The sequence below is a fragment of the Rhizobium sp. 18065 genome, from assembly GCF_902706095.1.
Classification (GTDB): domain Bacteria; phylum Pseudomonadota; class Alphaproteobacteria; order Rhizobiales; family Rhizobiaceae; genus Allorhizobium.
Map to the genome: position 1 here is coordinate 192,711 of NZ_CACSJP010000006.1, position 15,156 is coordinate 207,866.

Annotated in this window: 15 protein-coding genes and 2 tRNA genes; 9 read left to right on the forward strand and 8 right to left on the reverse strand. The window is 59.9% G+C overall.

Features of this window, described 5'->3' with window-relative positions:
* Positions 1–7 precede the first annotated feature (7 nt).
* The 3 genes from erpA to GVK95_RS15950 all read left to right on the forward strand — a co-directional run bounded on the left by erpA (position 8) and on the right by GVK95_RS15950 (position 1,960).
* Positions 8–340, forward strand: coding sequence for an iron-sulfur cluster insertion protein ErpA (gene erpA, locus GVK95_RS15940; RefSeq protein WP_159951360.1), 333 nt, complete (start codon positions 8–10; stop codon positions 338–340).
* Between the two features lie 7 nt (positions 341–347).
* Positions 348–1,133 carry an exodeoxyribonuclease III gene (gene xth, locus GVK95_RS15945; RefSeq protein WP_159951362.1) on the forward strand — a complete coding sequence of 262 codons (786 nt, stop codon included), beginning with the start codon at positions 348–350 and terminating at the stop codon, positions 1,131–1,133.
* A 185-nt stretch (positions 1,134–1,318) separates the two neighbouring features.
* Complete coding sequence (locus GVK95_RS15950) at positions 1,319–1,960, forward strand: hypothetical protein (protein ID WP_159951364.1); 642 nt, start codon at positions 1,319–1,321, stop codon at positions 1,958–1,960.
* Positions 1,961–1,988: 28 nt separating this feature from the next.
* On the opposite strand, the gene exoR is transcribed toward GVK95_RS15950, so the two are convergent.
* The 8 genes from exoR to GVK95_RS15990 form a co-directional block, all read right to left on the reverse strand.
* Complete coding sequence (exoR, locus tag GVK95_RS15955) at positions 1,989–2,780, reverse strand: exopolysaccharide production regulator ExoR (protein WP_159951366.1); 792 nt, start codon at positions 2,778–2,780, stop codon at positions 1,989–1,991.
* 543 nt (positions 2,781–3,323) lie between these two features.
* Positions 3,324–4,496, reverse strand: a complete 1,173-nt coding sequence (locus GVK95_RS15960) for an outer membrane protein transport protein (protein WP_244618783.1) — start codon at positions 4,494–4,496, stop codon at positions 3,324–3,326.
* A gap of 446 nt (positions 4,497–4,942) precedes the next feature.
* On the reverse strand, positions 4,943–7,870 hold the full coding sequence (locus GVK95_RS15965) for a valine--tRNA ligase (protein WP_159951379.1): 2,928 nt from the start codon (positions 7,868–7,870) through the stop codon (positions 4,943–4,945).
* A gap of 117 nt (positions 7,871–7,987) precedes the next feature.
* The gene (locus tag GVK95_RS15970; RefSeq protein WP_159951381.1) at positions 7,988–8,920 is read right to left on the reverse strand and encodes a DUF2497 domain-containing protein; all 933 of its coding nucleotides are present in this window, start codon (positions 8,918–8,920) and stop codon (positions 7,988–7,990) included.
* 196 nt (positions 8,921–9,116) lie between these two features.
* On the reverse strand, positions 9,117–9,788 hold the full coding sequence (locus tag GVK95_RS15975; protein WP_159951580.1) for a protein-L-isoaspartate O-methyltransferase: 672 nt from the start codon (positions 9,786–9,788) through the stop codon (positions 9,117–9,119).
* A gap of 239 nt (positions 9,789–10,027) precedes the next feature.
* Positions 10,028–10,101: transfer RNA gene (locus tag GVK95_RS15980), tRNA-Cys, on the reverse strand.
* Positions 10,102–10,241: 140 nt separating this feature from the next.
* Positions 10,242–10,502, reverse strand: a complete 261-nt coding sequence (locus GVK95_RS15985) for a hypothetical protein (protein WP_159951383.1) — start codon at positions 10,500–10,502, stop codon at positions 10,242–10,244.
* 243 nt (positions 10,503–10,745) lie between these two features.
* The gene (locus GVK95_RS15990; protein WP_244618784.1) at positions 10,746–11,027 is read right to left on the reverse strand and encodes a hypothetical protein; all 282 of its coding nucleotides are present in this window, start codon (positions 11,025–11,027) and stop codon (positions 10,746–10,748) included.
* A 164-nt stretch (positions 11,028–11,191) separates the two neighbouring features.
* Between GVK95_RS15990 and GVK95_RS15995 the strand changes: the two genes are divergently transcribed.
* The 6 genes from GVK95_RS15995 to GVK95_RS16020 all read left to right on the forward strand — a co-directional run bounded on the left by GVK95_RS15995 (position 11,192) and on the right by GVK95_RS16020 (position 15,154).
* A tRNA-Asn gene (locus GVK95_RS15995) sits at positions 11,192–11,266 on the forward strand.
* Positions 11,267–11,451: 185 nt separating this feature from the next.
* Positions 11,452–11,679: a hypothetical protein gene (locus tag GVK95_RS16000; RefSeq protein ID WP_007606528.1), complete on the forward strand. Its 228-nt coding sequence runs from the start codon at positions 11,452–11,454 to the stop codon at positions 11,677–11,679.
* Positions 11,680–11,782: 103 nt separating this feature from the next.
* Positions 11,783–13,225, forward strand: coding sequence for a deoxyribodipyrimidine photo-lyase (locus GVK95_RS16005; protein ID WP_159951387.1), 1,443 nt, complete (start codon positions 11,783–11,785; stop codon positions 13,223–13,225).
* 126 nt (positions 13,226–13,351) lie between these two features.
* On the forward strand, positions 13,352–13,606 hold the full coding sequence (locus tag GVK95_RS16010; RefSeq protein WP_159951389.1) for a type II toxin-antitoxin system prevent-host-death family antitoxin: 255 nt from the start codon (positions 13,352–13,354) through the stop codon (positions 13,604–13,606).
* Complete coding sequence (locus tag GVK95_RS16015) at positions 13,603–13,857, forward strand: Txe/YoeB family addiction module toxin (protein ID WP_159951391.1); 255 nt, start codon at positions 13,603–13,605, stop codon at positions 13,855–13,857. The genes GVK95_RS16010 and GVK95_RS16015 overlap by 4 nt, the downstream gene beginning before the upstream one ends.
* Before the next feature lie 259 nt (positions 13,858–14,116).
* Complete coding sequence (locus GVK95_RS16020) at positions 14,117–15,154, forward strand: cysteine synthase A (protein WP_159951393.1); 1,038 nt, start codon at positions 14,117–14,119, stop codon at positions 15,152–15,154.
* The last annotated feature ends 2 nt before the right edge of the window (positions 15,155–15,156 follow it).

The following is a 15,156-nucleotide window of genomic DNA, read 5'->3' on the forward strand; positions in this document are numbered from 1 at the left end:
AGGCAACATGACGACGCAAAACGTGACACTTTCCCAGGCCGCAGCGAAACGAATCGCGGCGATTGTCGCAGCCGATACCGACAAGAACGCCTTGCGCGTTGCCGTCGAAGGCGGCGGCTGTTCGGGCTTTTCCTACAAATTCGACCTCGACAAAGATCAGATGGACGACGACATCGTGATTACCCGCGACGGCGCGACCGTGCTGATCGACCCGGTTTCGCTGATCTACATGGCGGGATCCGAGATCGACTTCGTCGACAATCTGCTCGGCCAGTCCTTCCAGATCAAGAATCCGAATGCGGTTGCCAGTTGCGGCTGCGGCACCAGCTTCTCCGTGTGAGTGAATGATGAAAATAGCCACCTGGAACATCAACGGCGTCAAGGCGCGCATCGAGAGCCTGTGCCAGTGGCTGCAAGACTCACAGCCCGACATCGTCTGCCTGCAGGAGATCAAGTCGGTCGACGAGGGTTTTCCACGGCTTGAGATCGAAGCGCTCGGCTACCATGTCGAAACGCATGGCCAAAAAGGCTTCAACGGCGTGGCGCTGCTGTCGAAGATGAAGCCGGATGAGGTCAATCGCGGCCTGCCGGGCGACGACACGGACGAACAGGCCCGCTTCATTGAAGGGGTATTTTCGGTGGAAGGCGGCGTGCTGCGCGTCTGCTCGCTCTATCTGCCGAACGGCAACCCTTCCGATGACCCGGTCAAATATCCCTACAAGCTGCGCTGGATGGCTCGGCTGGAGGCGTTTGCCCGCGACCGCATGGCGCTGGAGGAACCGCTGATTCTGGCGGGTGACTACAATGTCATCCCGGAACCGTTCGACTGCCGCGATCCGAAGCAGTGGGAAAACGACGCCCTCTTCCTGCCGCAGACCCGCGCGGCGTTCCGTCGACTGGAAAATCTCGGCTTCATCGATGCGGTGCGCGCGACCACCGATGACGCAAAGCTCTACTCCTTCTGGGACTATCAGGCCGGCGCCTGGCAGAAGAACAACGGCATCCGCATCGACCACCTGATGCTGTCGCCGGAAGCCTCCGACCGACTGCGCTCGACCTCGATCGAAAAACACGTGCGCGCCTGGGAAAAGCCATCCGACCACGTTCCGGTGACCGGCATCTTCGGCTTTTAAGCCGGAGCAGCCTCTCAACCAATCCGCATCCATTCGCACCCATTCGCGCCAGCCCCGGACAAGGGCGGCACGGTAGAGCTATGTGCAGGTTTTCAGGCGGGTTCGGGAGCCATTTTCGGCCGCATTCATTTGCGGACCCCCGCACCAGCATTGCCGGGCAATAGTACGGGAGCGCAATATTTAAAATGGTTTCATCGATCAATTCCGCAAGCCAGAGCATCACGCAGATCTTTCTGAAAGTGCAGAAAGAAAACCAGCAGGCCAGCGACAGCGAGACCAGCAGCAACGACGACTATTACAATTCGTCGCTTGCCAACCTGATGCGGACCTATGGTCAGGAAGACGACAGCACCGACGATACCTACAGCACCGGGCTGCTACAGGCACTGAATGCAACCGACAGCGAAGACGACGGGCTCACCGCGCTCACGAAGACGTCGGATGACATCCAGACCGCCACGTTCATGGACAACCTGAAAACGAAGCTCACGGAACTGTCGCAGTCGGGAGACGGAGCTCTGAAGGCGAAGGAAATGCTGGCCGCGCTGGATGCCGGGACCCTGACTGTCACCGATGCGGAAAAAGGCAGGCAGATCACGGCTTGGGATAGCAGCGCAGTTGACGGCGACAAGACCGCAACTTCCGTCGCAACACGCGACTGGTCGAGCTTTCTCCGGTCGGAGTTGAAACGGGAGGGCACGGGCGGCTGCGAACTGACCGAGAGCGGCGCCCATATCGACAAGACTACAGGCAACAGCGCCAGCTTCGTGCTCGTCGAAGACACCTATGTCTACCTGACATGGAGCACGGCAGCCAAGACCGCGTGATCATCACAGACCAGGCGCCACGGCGCGGTTACTGTTCCTGATAAACTTCCGGGGCAAGCGCCACGGCAACGCGGCGGTCATCTTCGCTCGCCATGGAAAAGGCCCGCTCCTGCAACTCCTGCATCCACGGACAATCCTTGGCATTGCAGCGGTCGAGGGCTGCCGTCAGGAAAGCGAGCCCGCGAACGGTCTGGCCTTCCTCGAACAGGACATTGCCAAACACCGACATGGCGCCTGCATGGCCGCTCTTGCGGGCAAGATTGAGCCACTTCTTCGCCTGCTGCACATTGGCGCTGCCGCCCTCGCCGGCCAGGATCATCTGGGCCAGACGGAACTGCGCTTCGGGAATGCCAAACGTCGACGCTGCCTGGAAATACAGCTGGCGGGCCTGCGAGAGGTCCGTATTCACGGGACTGCCGGGAATGCCCTGACGATAGTAACGGGCCAGCGACAGAAGCGCGTTGACGAAGAAACCGGTGTCGTCCGAGCCCGGCTCGACGCCCTGGCTTGCGATCTCGGAATAGATCTTGAAAGCCTCGAAATCATTGCGCACCACGCCGTCGCCGGCGGCATACATGTTGGCCAGCGCCCAGCGCGAACCGGTATGGCCTTTTTCAGCGGCATAACGATAGGCTTCGACGGCTTCCTCTTTCTGGCCCTTCTTGTAGGCATTGAAGCCGAACTTGAAGAGATCGAACGGACCGGATTCCTTGCTGACGCTGCCATTGATGTCAAAGGCATAGGCCGCTGGACTCGATGAGAACAGCAGCGCCGTCGACAGCAGCAGAATAGCCGAGGATTTCCAATCGCGAACTTGCATGGCTGCGTAATTCTTCCAGGACAAAACAGACATCAGCGCACCCATCCCGTCACCATGACGAGTCCAGCTGCGTCTGATCTTTTGATACACAATGACCGATGAACATCTGGTTCACGGACTGATACTGCAACGGCGCCATTTCTACGCCGGACGCTTGCACTTGTTCTCATGAGCCGAAGGTTAGGACAGCTTTCCGGCAAGACTGGGACCGAGATCATCTGTGATCCTTGCTGACCAAAAAATCGGGCATTGCGCCGACCACCTTTGGCCAAAAAGTCTTGAATTCGAAAGCGATCTGCGACCGAAAGGCCCATGTAAAAACTCACGCACCACACACTCGAAACGGCACCTGCACGTTTCCGGAAAGCATCGGTGCTCCCCGTTTGTGGCGGGATGTGGACAAATTTGGCCGTTGCGTGGCCGCGATTGAAGGATAAACGAAATGTTGCATAAACGTCACATTTTGGAGCAGCGCCGCGCTGCCATCCGCCATAAAAGAAGCCCGGACAAGCCGGGCTTCTTTGGTTCATTCAGGCATTAGGCTTAGAACGCAATCTTGTAGGATGCGGTCAGGGTGTAAGCCCAGTCACCATCGGCCGTCGCGTTGAAGTCGGCGCCATCGGCGACGGTCTGATCGCCGGACGTGAGGTAGGACACTGCGCCACCGAGACGCAGAAGGCCAGGACCTGCCTTGATCTGCGTGCCGGCACCCACTGTCCAGGTATCGGTGACGATATCGGCGCCCGTGCCGACGCCGCTGTCCCAGGTCAAGCTGAGCGCGCCGGAAACGGTGTCGGTAAAGGTATGGCCAACACCACCGGTAATCGTCCAGCCGTCCTTCCAGAAGAAGTTCTTCTGCAGATCCCCAAGGCTCGTGATGTTATAGTTCAGAGTCTGGAGTACACTCCAGTCGGTCCACTTGACCGTACCGAAAGCGAGCCAACCGGGCGCGATGCCGCTCTGCAGGTTCAGTTCCAGCGACTGAGGCAGAGATCCATAACCAGTTGCGGACAATTTCGAACCTGTCGGAATGCCAGCCAACGAAAGCGGAGAATTGGATGTGAACGTGCCATCCGCTTCATGATCCACCTGCGAGCGGTACATCAACTCAGCTCGAAGTGCGTATTCGGTAATCTCGTAGGCCGCGCCGATCCGGTAACCGAAGGCGCTGGAATCTTCCATTTCCAACGTGCCGAATGTCTTGCTTTCTGAGTAATCGAAAGACTGCGAGAAGACGCCACCGATGAAATGGATGTTGCCCGGACCTGCCGCAAAATTGACGGCGCAGGTGCCGCCATATTCATTGGTGTCGAAACTCGCTTCCTTCACGGCATTGCCGCCCAGCGCACCCGTCGTGCCACCGGCGGCGACATCCGCAGCACGGTCGGCGGCTTGCGCCTGCGTGCCATAGGTGGAAGAAGCGCCGAATGGCTGCGTATAGCTCAGCGCACAGGAGAAATTCTCCGAAATGCGGAACTTTGCGGCGAAGGACGGAACGCCGTAGCTGTCGGTGAATGCGTCATCGGTGCCGGCGGCGCCATTGACGGTATCATACGCCCGATCCGGCATCACATAGGTATAGCCGCCCCGGAAAACAGCCGTGCCATCTTCATAAAGGATATCTGTATCGGCATCGCCGCGAGCAAAACCGCCAGCGTGTGCGGCACCGGCAAACGCGCAAGCGCTCAACAAAGCCAGGCTCAGTTTCTTGGTCAAATGTATCGCCATATCTCTCCCCAATTTTGGCAAAACTGTGAGTTGGGATCTTAGTCACGTCCGTGTGAATAACAATCGCACGCAAAAGGTGGACAATTTGTTCCAACCGAGAAATTTTTACGTAATTAATTTGACGTGCACGTAAATGACAACTTAATTTGGACAAATATTGCTCAAACCGACACTCGGCCGCGCCTTGTTAGAATTATTTACCAAAGCCGCAGCAAGCTGTGTCGCCAGCGTCACAGCAGCGTCATACGTAAACGACCGGGGAAAACATCGCGCATTTCGTTCCCGTTGCTGTATTGCAGCATAAGATCCCCGTCTTGAGGGTGATTCTGCATGCAATGCAGCAATAACGAGCAATAGGCCGGCAGAAGCCAGAATCACAAACGCCGGGCTTGTCGACCCGGCGTTTGGAAAATCATTCTTTCTTACAACAAATATCAGCCGGCCTCGAGAACCCGCTTCAACGCCGTTTCCAGGCTCGCCTTTTGCACTTCGAGTTCCTGGAACCGCTCGCGTTCGGCCGCCACGACCTCAGGATTGGCGTTGGCGACGAACTTCTCGTTGTTCAGCTTGCCGGAAATGCGGGCCATTTCCTGATCGACCTTGGCGATCGCCTTTTCCAGCCGTGACTTTTCAGCCGACAGGTCGACCAGCGTGCCAAGCGGCAGGCAGACCGTGGCCTCACCGACAATGATCTGGGCGGCTCCCTTGGGTGCGACGCTGGCAAACGTAATGGCCTCGACGCGGGCCAGGCGCTTGATCGATGCTTCGTGGCGGGCAAAACGCTCCTGCGTGACGCCATTGGCACCCACTGCGACCAGCGGTGCGATCGCACCCGGCGGCACATTCATCTCGGCGCGAACCGAGCGGATGCCGGTGACCAGATCGATCAGCCAGTTGATGTCGGCAGCGGCCGCCTCGTCGGCAAACTCCGGTGCCGGCCAGTCGGCATGGCAAAGCAGTGTGTCGCGCGACAGGCCTTCGCCGGCCGTATGCGCCCACAGCTCTTCCGTCATGAAGGGCATGAACGGATGCAGAAGCTTGTAGGTCTGCTCCAGCACATAGGCGGCGCAAGCCTGCGCTTCGGCCTTGGCGATCGCGTCCTCGCCGGCGAAGACCGGCTTCAGCAGTTCGAGATACCAGTCGCAGAAGTTGTTCCAGACGAAGCGATAGAGCGAGCCTGCCGCATCGTTGAAGCGGAAGCCGGCAATCGCCTCGGTGACTTCGTTTTCGGTGCGCGCCAGTTCCGTCAGGATCCAGCGATTGATGGCAAGCGTCGTCGTTTCGGGCAGGAATTTCGGATCCGCCTTGACGCCGTTCATCTCGGCGAAACGGGTCGCGTTCCACAGCTTCGTGCCGAAGTTGCGATAGCCGGCGATGCGGGCGGGATCGAGCTTCACGTCGCGACCTTGTGCGGCCATGATCGCCAGGGTGAAACGCAGCGCGTCGGCACCGTATTCGTCGATCAGCTCCAGCGGGTCGATGACATTGCCCTTGGACTTCGACATCTTCTGGCCGTTCTTGTCGCGGACCAGCGCATGCACATAGACGGTGTGGAAGGGCTCGACCGGATTACCGTCCTCGTCCTTCATGAAGTGCAGACCCATCATCATCATCCGGGCGACCCAGAAGAAGATGATGTCGAAGCCGGTGACCAGCACGTCGGTCTGGTAATACTTGTCGAGTTCCGGCGTCTGATCGGGCCAGCCGAGCGTCGAGAACGGCCAGAGCGCCGAGGAGAACCATGTGTCGAGCACGTCCTCATCGCGGGTGAGGATCTCGCCGGGCTGGAAGTTTTCGAGCTTCTCCTCGACCCAGGCCTTCCACGGGCCTTCATGAGCAATGTAATGCTGGATGGCGGCGTGCAGCGCCTCCTCCTCGGTCTTTTCGACAAAAACCTGGCCGTCCGGACCATACCAGGCCGGGATCTGGTGGCCCCACCAGAGCTGGCGCGAGATGCACCAGGGCTGGATGTTCTCCATCCATTCATAATAGGTCTTGTCCCAGTTCTTCGGGACAAACTGGGTGCGGCCCTCGCGGACGGAAGCGATGGCAGGCTCGGCCAGCGTCTTGGCGTCGACAAACCACTGGTCGGTCAGCATCGGCTCGATGACGACATTGGAACGGTCACCGAAGGGCTGCATGATCTTCTTCGACTCGACATAGGGAATGTCGTTGCCTTCGGCATCCTTGACTGTGACAGCAAGGCCTTCGGCATTGATCGCATCGACGATCAGCTTGCGAGCGGCATAACGATCGAGGCCACGATATTCGTCGGGAACGAGGTTGATGCCGTCGACTTCCTCTTCGCTCGGAACATGGCCGGACTTGGCGATTTCAAGCGCCTGGGCGGCATAGTCAGCATAGATCTCGCCGTCGTCGCGCATCGAGGCAGTGCCGTCCATCAGGCGATAGAGCGGAATGTTGTTGCGGCGGGCGACCTGATAGTCGTTGAAATCATGGGCGCCGGTGATCTTGACCGCGCCGGAACCGAATGTCGGGTCGGGATATTCGTCGGTGATGATCGGGATCAGGCGGCGATGTGCCTTCGGTCCGACCGGGATTTCGCAGAGCTTGCCAACGATCGAGGCATAGCGCGCGTCGGACGGATGAACGGCGACCGCACCATCGCCCAGCATCGTCTCGGGACGAGTTGTGGCGATCGCGATATAGTTGCGCTCTTCAGACAGGACGACGTTGCCGTCTGCGTCCTTCTCGACATAGGTATAGGTCTCGCCACCGGCGAGCGGATACTTGAAGTGCCACATATGGCCTTCGACTTCGCGGTTTTCGACCTCGATGTCGGAGATTGCGGTTTCGAACTTCGGATCCCAGTTGACCAGCCGCTTGCCGCGGTAGATCAGGCCTTCCTTGTAAAGCGAGACGAAGACTTCCAGAACGGCGGCCGACAGGCCCTCGTCCATGGTGAAGCGCTCGCGCGACCAATCACAGGAGGCGCCAAGGCGCTTGAGCTGGTTGAAGATCAGACCGCCGGATTCGTCCTTCCACTCCCAGACCTTCTCGATGAAGGCGTCGCGGCCCATGGCGCGGCGGCCCGGCAGCTGCTGTTCCATCAGCTTGCGCTCGACAACCATCTGGGTGGCGATGCCGGCATGGTCCATGCCCGGCTGCCACAGCACGTCCTTGCCGCGCATGCGCTCGAAGCGGATCATGATGTCCTGCAGCGTGTTGTTCAGCGCATGGCCCATATGCAGCGAGCCCGTCACGTTCGGCGGCGGGATGACGATGGTGAATGTGTCCTCGCCCGGCTTCGCATTGGCGCCGGCGCGGAAGGCATCCGCATCTTCCCAGGCTTTCGCGATCTTCGGTTCGACGGCGGCTGAATCGTATGTCTTTTCGAGCATTTTCCGACCAGATTTTGGAGTTCTTGTTGTGGGATTGGTAAACAGGACTGGCAAATCCAAGTCAATAAAAAAGCCGCCCCGGACACCGGAGCGGCCTAAACCCGGAATTTGTCTTATTTAGCGACGCGGACCGCGTGCGACGCGCTCGATCTCTTCGCGCACCAGGCGTTCCACCAGTGTCGGCAGGTTGTCGTCGAGCCAGTCGCGCAGCATCGGGCGCAGCATGTCTTCGGCCATTTCGTCCAGCGAACGGCGCTGCTGGCCGTCGATGGCGGCTGCCAGTTCACCGAAAGAGCGCGACACCTGCTCGACGGTCGCGGCCGAGACCAGCGCATTGAGGCTCTGGCCTGCGCCTTGGCTGGTGCTTTCGCCCAAGCCCTGATGCGCGTTGATATCCGTGCTCGGATCTGCCGGGATGTCCATCTCGACGACCGACACATCCTCTTCGATCATCTCGACCTCCTGCATCGGCAATGCAGCCGGCTGATCGAAGGAAAGGTGCGGTTCGCGGCGCATCTGGACTTCGACAGAATCGATCGTCTGGTGGCTGCGCTCTTCAACGGCTTGCACAACCGGTTCCGGCTGTCGCACCTGCGGCGCGCGCAGTTCTGCAAGGCGGCTGGTCATCAGCGGGCTCTCGCCGCGCGTCGCCGGCTCGGAAGGGGCCGGCTGCACCATGTAGCGGTCGGCACGCTCCGAGGCGGAGCGTACCCGCGCGGCCAGATCGGCCAGCGACATGCTCTTGGGCGCTTCCGGCTGTTCGTGCCGCGTCTCGGGCTGTACTTCACCGCTATAGCTGCCGCTCACGCCATGGTCGACACGGGTGGGGCCTTGATCATTGGCGGGCGTGAATTCCACCGCCTCATAGCCGCGATCGTCATCGGCGCCATCCATGCCGGCTTCAATGTCGCCATGTTCGTCATCATACATGGACGGCGTGTCATCGGACATATCCTTGGCGCTGCCGGGATCATTGCTTTCAATGATCCGGCGAATCGATGCCAGGATTTCTTCCATGGACGGTTCACGTGCTACGCTTGGCTGAGCCATACTAATCCCCGTTGTCCCTAGAATGTTCGGCCATCACGTCGCATCTCGGCCGATTCGATTCACCCTAGGATACGCCTTCACAGAAAAAAATCACGCCGGGGCGACGAACTGGCTTGATGCACAGCTTTGTTGCCCTGCGGCAAACAAAAAGGGCCCGCGCGAGGCAGGCCCTGTCGATGATCGCCGATTGCCGGGATCAGAAAACGAATTCGGCAACCTTGCGGAAACCCGGCAGCGGCTTCACCGATGCGTTGAAATAGTCCGTGTAGGAGGTCACGCCGTCGGCCTTGAGATAAAGACGCGCGCGCGCGGCATTGCCGTAGCCGACGACCGCCACCAGACGGCCACCCTCGCGAAGCTGCAGGAGCAACGCCTCGGGCAACAGCTCGATCGAGCCATTGACGAATATCACATCATAAGGCGCTTCGGCAGCATAGCCCTGCTCCAGCGGGCCGGTGACGACGGCGACATTGTCATAGCCAAGGCTCGACAGGGTGTGCGTGGCCGTGTTGGCCAGCGCCTCGTCCTGTTCGATGGCGACGACCGAGCCGGCCAGCGACGACAGCAGCGCCGATACATAGCCGGTCGCGCAGCCGATCTCGAGAACCAGATCGTCCCTCGTGATGGCGGCAAGCTGCAGCAGCTTGGCGAGCGGCGACGCCTCCATGATGTAGCGGCCGGGCATGCCCGCGGCGGCCGGGGCCACTTGGCTGTCCTCGTCGATATAGGCGAGCGCCTTCAGATGTGGCGGCACAAACGCTTCGCGCGGCACGGTCAGACATGCGGCCAGCACGGAATGGGACGTGACGTCCGTCGTGCGAATCTGATTGTCGACCATCTTGGTGCGTGCTGCTGTGTAGTCCATCATTTCCTGTCGCCCCATATCGGCCGGTGTCATGACCCAGTGTCTTAATTGCAGGCCGTCCGGCTTTCAAGACGCACAGGACGGATAGCAGCAGAATATCGCAGGCGACAGCCAGGCAGTTTGCCGGTTAATTTTCGGGAGGCTTCTGATGAGTGTAGAGAGCCGGAACACGCAGAAGGCGCGGATCGACACGTCATCGACAACGGCCAAGGTTCAGCGCATAGACATGGTGAAGAAAGAGTTGGAGGCCTCGCCCGGAATCGAACCGGGGTGCAAGGATTTGCAGTCCTCTGCGTAACCACTCCGCCACGAGGCCGTCCGATGCAAAAGTGCGTGTGGTGGCGGGGATTTAGACGCGATCTAAAAAAACCGCAAGTGGATTTTCTGAAAATGGCCCTTTTAATTTTCTGAAAGGCTATCTCCATTCGGCTGTGGCGTGGCGCCGAATTGGAAATCTCAGACCGCTCGGCGCAAACCCTGGATGTGGACCACCCCGGCCATCGTTCCCGCGGCATCGGCCAATTTCTCCGGATCGACCAAACCGGCTGCGTAGAGCTTCAGGACAACCCTGCCCAAGGTCTCGACGTCATCGATGGTGCGAAGAGTATCGCCAGAATCGCACGCCATGAACATGGCATGCTGCATGACACGAAGATCGACGGGCGACATGATTCCCGACATCATGTCCGACACCGACTGTTGAGCTGAAACGTTCATCGCACCTCCCATCCTGACCTCGGACCGGTCGTCCGTTTATCGCCAGGTTTGTGTCGTGATGACATGGTCGAATCTAGCAACTCAGCGACGGAAGCGCATTTGCATTTGACATAGCGGCCTGACGAAGCCTGATCTCGACAAAGCCTGCCGGCAAGAGCCGTCGTCCAGCGAAGATCACCAGCTCAGGCCTGACGGTTTACGGGCAGGACAAGACCGATCGGTCGAGATCTCGCTCGCGAGACCTCACTTCGTCCCGGCCCGCTTGACCTCGGGATGTCGCTTGCGCCACCAGATGGCGATGCGCCGGCGGCGGCGGCGGACAAAGGACAGGTCATGCGAGAGCACGAGAACGCCAAGCGGAACCATCCAGAAGCCGAGGATCGGCAGAAAACCGAGAAAACCGCCGCCGATCAGAGCCGATCCTGCCGCGATGCGACCGCCGCGCGACCGGGGAAAGGGAATTTCGAAGCCTGGAAGAACAAGTCGCCCGCGTTCGGCATCTATCCTGTATCTACGCTCTGCCAATCGCCAAACTCCCTGCATTTCCGGCATTATTCGCTGTTTTCGCCGCCTTCAACAGATGGGTAGCCCACAGAATAAAACAAGCCGAATGCATTTTTTTTGAAAAACCGCTTGGCAAATCGAACCAGCATTTGTATTAGCCCACTCACACCGCGGCAAGCGGCTGTTCCCTGGTAGCTCAGCGGTAGAGCATTCGACTGTTAATCGACAGGTCGCCGGTTCGAATCCGGCCCGGGGAGCCATTCCATTCTAAAGGCCTGCGCTGAACAAGCGCAGGCCTTTTCTCTTTCGGGATCCTGCGTCCGCGCGCTTCACGCCAGCCCTCTTTCCACCTTAGCCACTCGTCTTTCGACGGTGCGGCAACTCCGTCTTCATCTTTGCTTGCTATCCGTCGGTGATTGACAAATGGCATTTAGGAGAATTGCAGATGTGGATCCAGCTTCATGACGGGGACGGCTTCCCCCTCTTCGTGAACATGGACAATGTGGTGGACTTCCGCTGGTTCGATCGGGAGAAGTATACCTGCCTGCTGACAAACGCGCCGGTCGCGGAAAAGCTTCATCGCCTCTATGTGCGCGAAAATGCGACGGAAATCATGGCGTTGATCCATGCCGAGCAACGTCACCGGTCACCCGCCGTACTGACCGCTGCCTGAGTGGCGCAATTTTGATCCTCTTCCCGGTTAATTCCCACTCCGGCATGATCCTTCCGCGCTGATCCTTCGTATGTGGAGGTTAAACAGCAGATGAGTATCCGGAATGCCTTCGACCAAACCCCTGATTTTGTGGTTCCGCAAGGATCTGCGTCTCGATGACCATGCGGCGCTGGCAACGGCAGCCGATGAGGGGCGGAGGGTCATTCCCGTTTATATCCGCGAGCCAGCAGAGGCCGGCACCGGACCGCTGGGGGCCGCCCAGGCATGGTGGCTGCATCACTCCCTCGCCGCCCTTGCCCGGTCGCTCGAGGCGATCGGTAGCCGGCTGACCTTGCGCAGCGGTCCGGCCGGACGGGTGCTGGACCAGCTTATCGACGAGACGGGTGCAGCCAGCGTCTACTGGAACCGCCGCTATGATCCGCCGGGCATTGCCATCGACAAGGCGATCAAGGCGCGACTGACCGAGGACGGCCTTGTCATTCGCACCTTTGCCGGCCAGATCCTGCATGAACCAACCCGCCTGACAACCGGCGCCGGCACCAATTTCAGGGTCTACACACCATTCTGGAAGGCGCTCGAAAGCTCTGGCGAACCGCGCGAGCCCGCCCCTGCGCCGACCTCGCTCATCTCACCGCCGTTCTGGCCAGACAGCGAACCGCTCGACAGCTGGGCCCTGCTTCCGACCAAACCCAACTGGGCGGCGGAATTTTCCGAGATATGGCAACCGGGCGAAGCCGGCGCGCTCGAGCGGCTCGATACGTTTATCGAAAACGGCCTTACCGGCTACCGGAGCCTGCGCGACTTCCCTGCCCGGCCGAACACGTCGATGCTCTCCCCCCATCTGGCGCTCGGCGAGATCTCGCCGGCCCGGATCTGGCATGCAACACGCGGCCTTGCCGGGCGTTTCGCCTCCGAAGACATTATCCATTTCCGCAAGGAAGTGGTCTGGCGCGACTTCTCCTACCACCTGCTGTTTCATTTCCCCGACCTGAAATCAAAGAACTGGAATTCGAAATTCGACGCCTTCCCGTGGCGTTCGGCGCCGGATCTCTTGAAAAAATGGCAGCGCGGCGAGACCGGTTACCCGATCGTCGATGCCGGCATGCGCCAGCTCTGGCGCCACGGCTATATGCACAACCGGGTGCGGATGATCGCCGCCTCGTTCCTGATCAAGGACCTGATGATCGACTGGCGCGAGGGCGAGCGCTGGTTCCGCGACACGCTGGTCGATGCCGATCCGGCCTCGAACGCCGCCAGCTGGCAATGGGTCGCCGGATCCGGCGCCGACGCATCGCCCTTCTTCCGCATCTTCAATCCGATCACCCAGGGCGAAAAATTCGACGTCGAAGGTCACTATATACGGACCTTCGTGCCGGAACTGAAGGATATGCCCGACGCCTTTATCCACCGGCCGTTCGAGGCGCCGCTTCTGGTGTTGAAAGAGGCCGGCGTGATCCTGGGCGAGACCTATCCCAACCCGATCGTCGACCACAAACGGGCGCGCGACGAGGCGCTGGCGGCCTTGCAGGGGCTGAAGGGGGAGTGAGGGGGGCGATCCTGTGTCCAGTTCACTGCATCCATCGAGAGCGGATATGTAAACCGACGCTGACCTCCGAGTGGGCCTGAACGCGACAACACTTGCCTCCTGTACTCAATCAGGTACAATACACCCATGAAAACCACATCCTACAGCGACCTTCGCAAGAACCTGGCCTCCCTACTCGACAGTGTGACGGAGGACCGGACGCCCGTCCTGATTACCCGTGATCGCGGCAAGCCTGCCGCCGTTCTGATGTCGGTGGAGGATTTCGCGTCCTATGAGGAAACGCAGCATCTGTTGAAGAGCCCCCGCAACGCGGAACGCCTGCTCGAAGCGGTGCGCGAACTTGATGAAGGTCAGGGCGAAGCGCGCGAGCTTTCGGAGTGAAGCTCGTTTTTCATGCGCGGGCCTGGGAGGACTACCTGAATTGGCAGTCCACCGATGCGAAAATGCTGGCGCGCGTCAATCAACTGATCAAGGAAGCCTGCCGATCACCATTTCAGGGCATCGGCAAACCGGAACCGCTGCGGGGCGAACTGCGCGGCTGGTGGTCGCGGCGGATCGACCAGGAGCATCGGCTCGTCTATCGCCCGACGGAAGACGGGCTCCTGATCGCGCAATGCCGGCATCATTACTGAACCACTTTGCGACGAAGAAAAGTAGTCGGTTCGACCGCCCTGCGAACTCAACCCCAGAACGTATATTCCCCTCCTCCTGCCCTAGCGCGAAAAGCCATTCCTTGCCTTTGTCTGCCCCCGGGCGGAAAACACCGGTTCAATCCCGCGCAGACCGCTTCGCCCACACAATCTTGTCCAGAAGGACAAAATCGCATGGGCGTGCGCTTTCCATTCTGCCGCAATTGGTTCTAGTGTCCGGACAAAGAGAAGGCAGATATTCATGGCATTTCATCCCTCCGTCCTCGAAGCGATCGGCAATACGCCGCTGATCCGGCTGAAGGGTGCCTCGCAGGCGACCGGCTGCACCATTCTCGGCAAGGCCGAGTTCCTGAACCCCGGCCAGTCGGTCAAGGATCGCGCCGCCCTGTTCATCATTCGCGACGCTGAAAAGCGTGGCCTGCTGCGGCCCGGCGGCGTGATCGTCGAGGGCACCGCCGGCAATACCGGCATCGGCCTGACCCTGGTTGCCAAGGCGCTCGGCTACCGCACCGTGATCGTCATCCCGGAAACCCAGAGCCAGGAAAAGAAGGACGCGCTCAGGCTGCTCGGTGCCGAGCTGGTCGAGGTGCCCGCGGTTCCCTACAAGAACCCGAACAACTACGTGAAGATTTCCGGCCGGCTGGCAGCCCAGCTTGCCAAGAGCGAGCCGAATGGCGCGATCTGGGCCAACCAGTTCGACAACACGGTCAATCGCGATGCCCATATCGCCACCACGGCGCGGGAAATCTTCGAGCAGACCGGTGGCGCCGTCGATGGCTTCATCTGCGCCGTCGGTTCGGGCGGTACGCTGGCCGGAACCGGGATCGGCCTGCGCAATCTCAAGCCCGAAGTGAAGATCGGCCTTGCCGATCCGCTCGGTGCGGCACTCTACGAATTCTACAAGAACGGAGAGCTGAAATCGTCTGGCTCCTCGATCACCGAAGGCATCGGCCAGGGCCGGATCACCGCCAATCTCGAAGGCTTCACGCCGGATCATGCCTATCAGATCCCGGATTCCCAGGCGCTCGACATCGTCTTCGATCTGGTCGAAAACGAAGGCCTGTGCCTGGGCGGTTCGTCGGGCATCAATATTGCCGGCGCCATGCGGCTTGCGAAAGATCTCGGCCCCGGCCATACGATCGTGACAATCCTGTGCGACTATGGCAACCGCTACCAGTCGAAGCTGTTCAATCCGGACTTCCTGCGCTCCAAGGCGCTGCCGGTGCCGGGCTGGATGGAAACGCGTGCCGATTTCGACCTGCCTTTTGAAACTGCCTGAGG

What these genes read in the sequence shown, in the direction of transcription:
- GVK95_RS16000 (WP_007606528.1), top strand. Translation starts at nt 11,452, where the DNA reads ATGTGGATCCAGCTTCATGACGGGGACGGCTTCCCCCTCTTCGTGAAC.
- GVK95_RS16005 (WP_159951387.1), top strand. Translation starts at nt 11,783, where the DNA reads ATGCCTTCGACCAAACCCCTGATTTTGTGGTTCCGCAAGGATCTGCGT.
- exoR (WP_159951366.1), bottom strand. Translation starts at nt 2,780, where the DNA reads ATGCAAGTTCGCGATTGGAAATCCTCGGCTATTCTGCTGCTGTCGACG.
- GVK95_RS15950 (WP_159951364.1), top strand. Translation starts at nt 1,319, where the DNA reads ATGGTTTCATCGATCAATTCCGCAAGCCAGAGCATCACGCAGATCTTT.
- GVK95_RS15985 (WP_159951383.1), bottom strand. Translation starts at nt 10,502, where the DNA reads ATGAACGTTTCAGCTCAACAGTCGGTGTCGGACATGATGTCGGGAATC.
- GVK95_RS16010 (WP_159951389.1), top strand. Translation starts at nt 13,352, where the DNA reads ATGAAAACCACATCCTACAGCGACCTTCGCAAGAACCTGGCCTCCCTA.
- GVK95_RS15975 (WP_159951580.1), bottom strand. Translation starts at nt 9,788, where the DNA reads ATGATGGACTACACAGCAGCACGCACCAAGATGGTCGACAATCAGATT.
- GVK95_RS15970 (WP_159951381.1), bottom strand. Translation starts at nt 8,920, where the DNA reads ATGGCTCAGCCAAGCGTAGCACGTGAACCGTCCATGGAAGAAATCCTG.
- erpA (WP_159951360.1), top strand. Translation starts at nt 8, where the DNA reads ATGACGACGCAAAACGTGACACTTTCCCAGGCCGCAGCGAAACGAATC.
- xth (WP_159951362.1), top strand. Translation starts at nt 348, where the DNA reads ATGAAAATAGCCACCTGGAACATCAACGGCGTCAAGGCGCGCATCGAG.
- GVK95_RS16020 (WP_159951393.1), top strand. Translation starts at nt 14,117, where the DNA reads ATGGCATTTCATCCCTCCGTCCTCGAAGCGATCGGCAATACGCCGCTG.
- GVK95_RS15965 (WP_159951379.1), bottom strand. Translation starts at nt 7,870, where the DNA reads ATGCTCGAAAAGACATACGATTCAGCCGCCGTCGAACCGAAGATCGCG.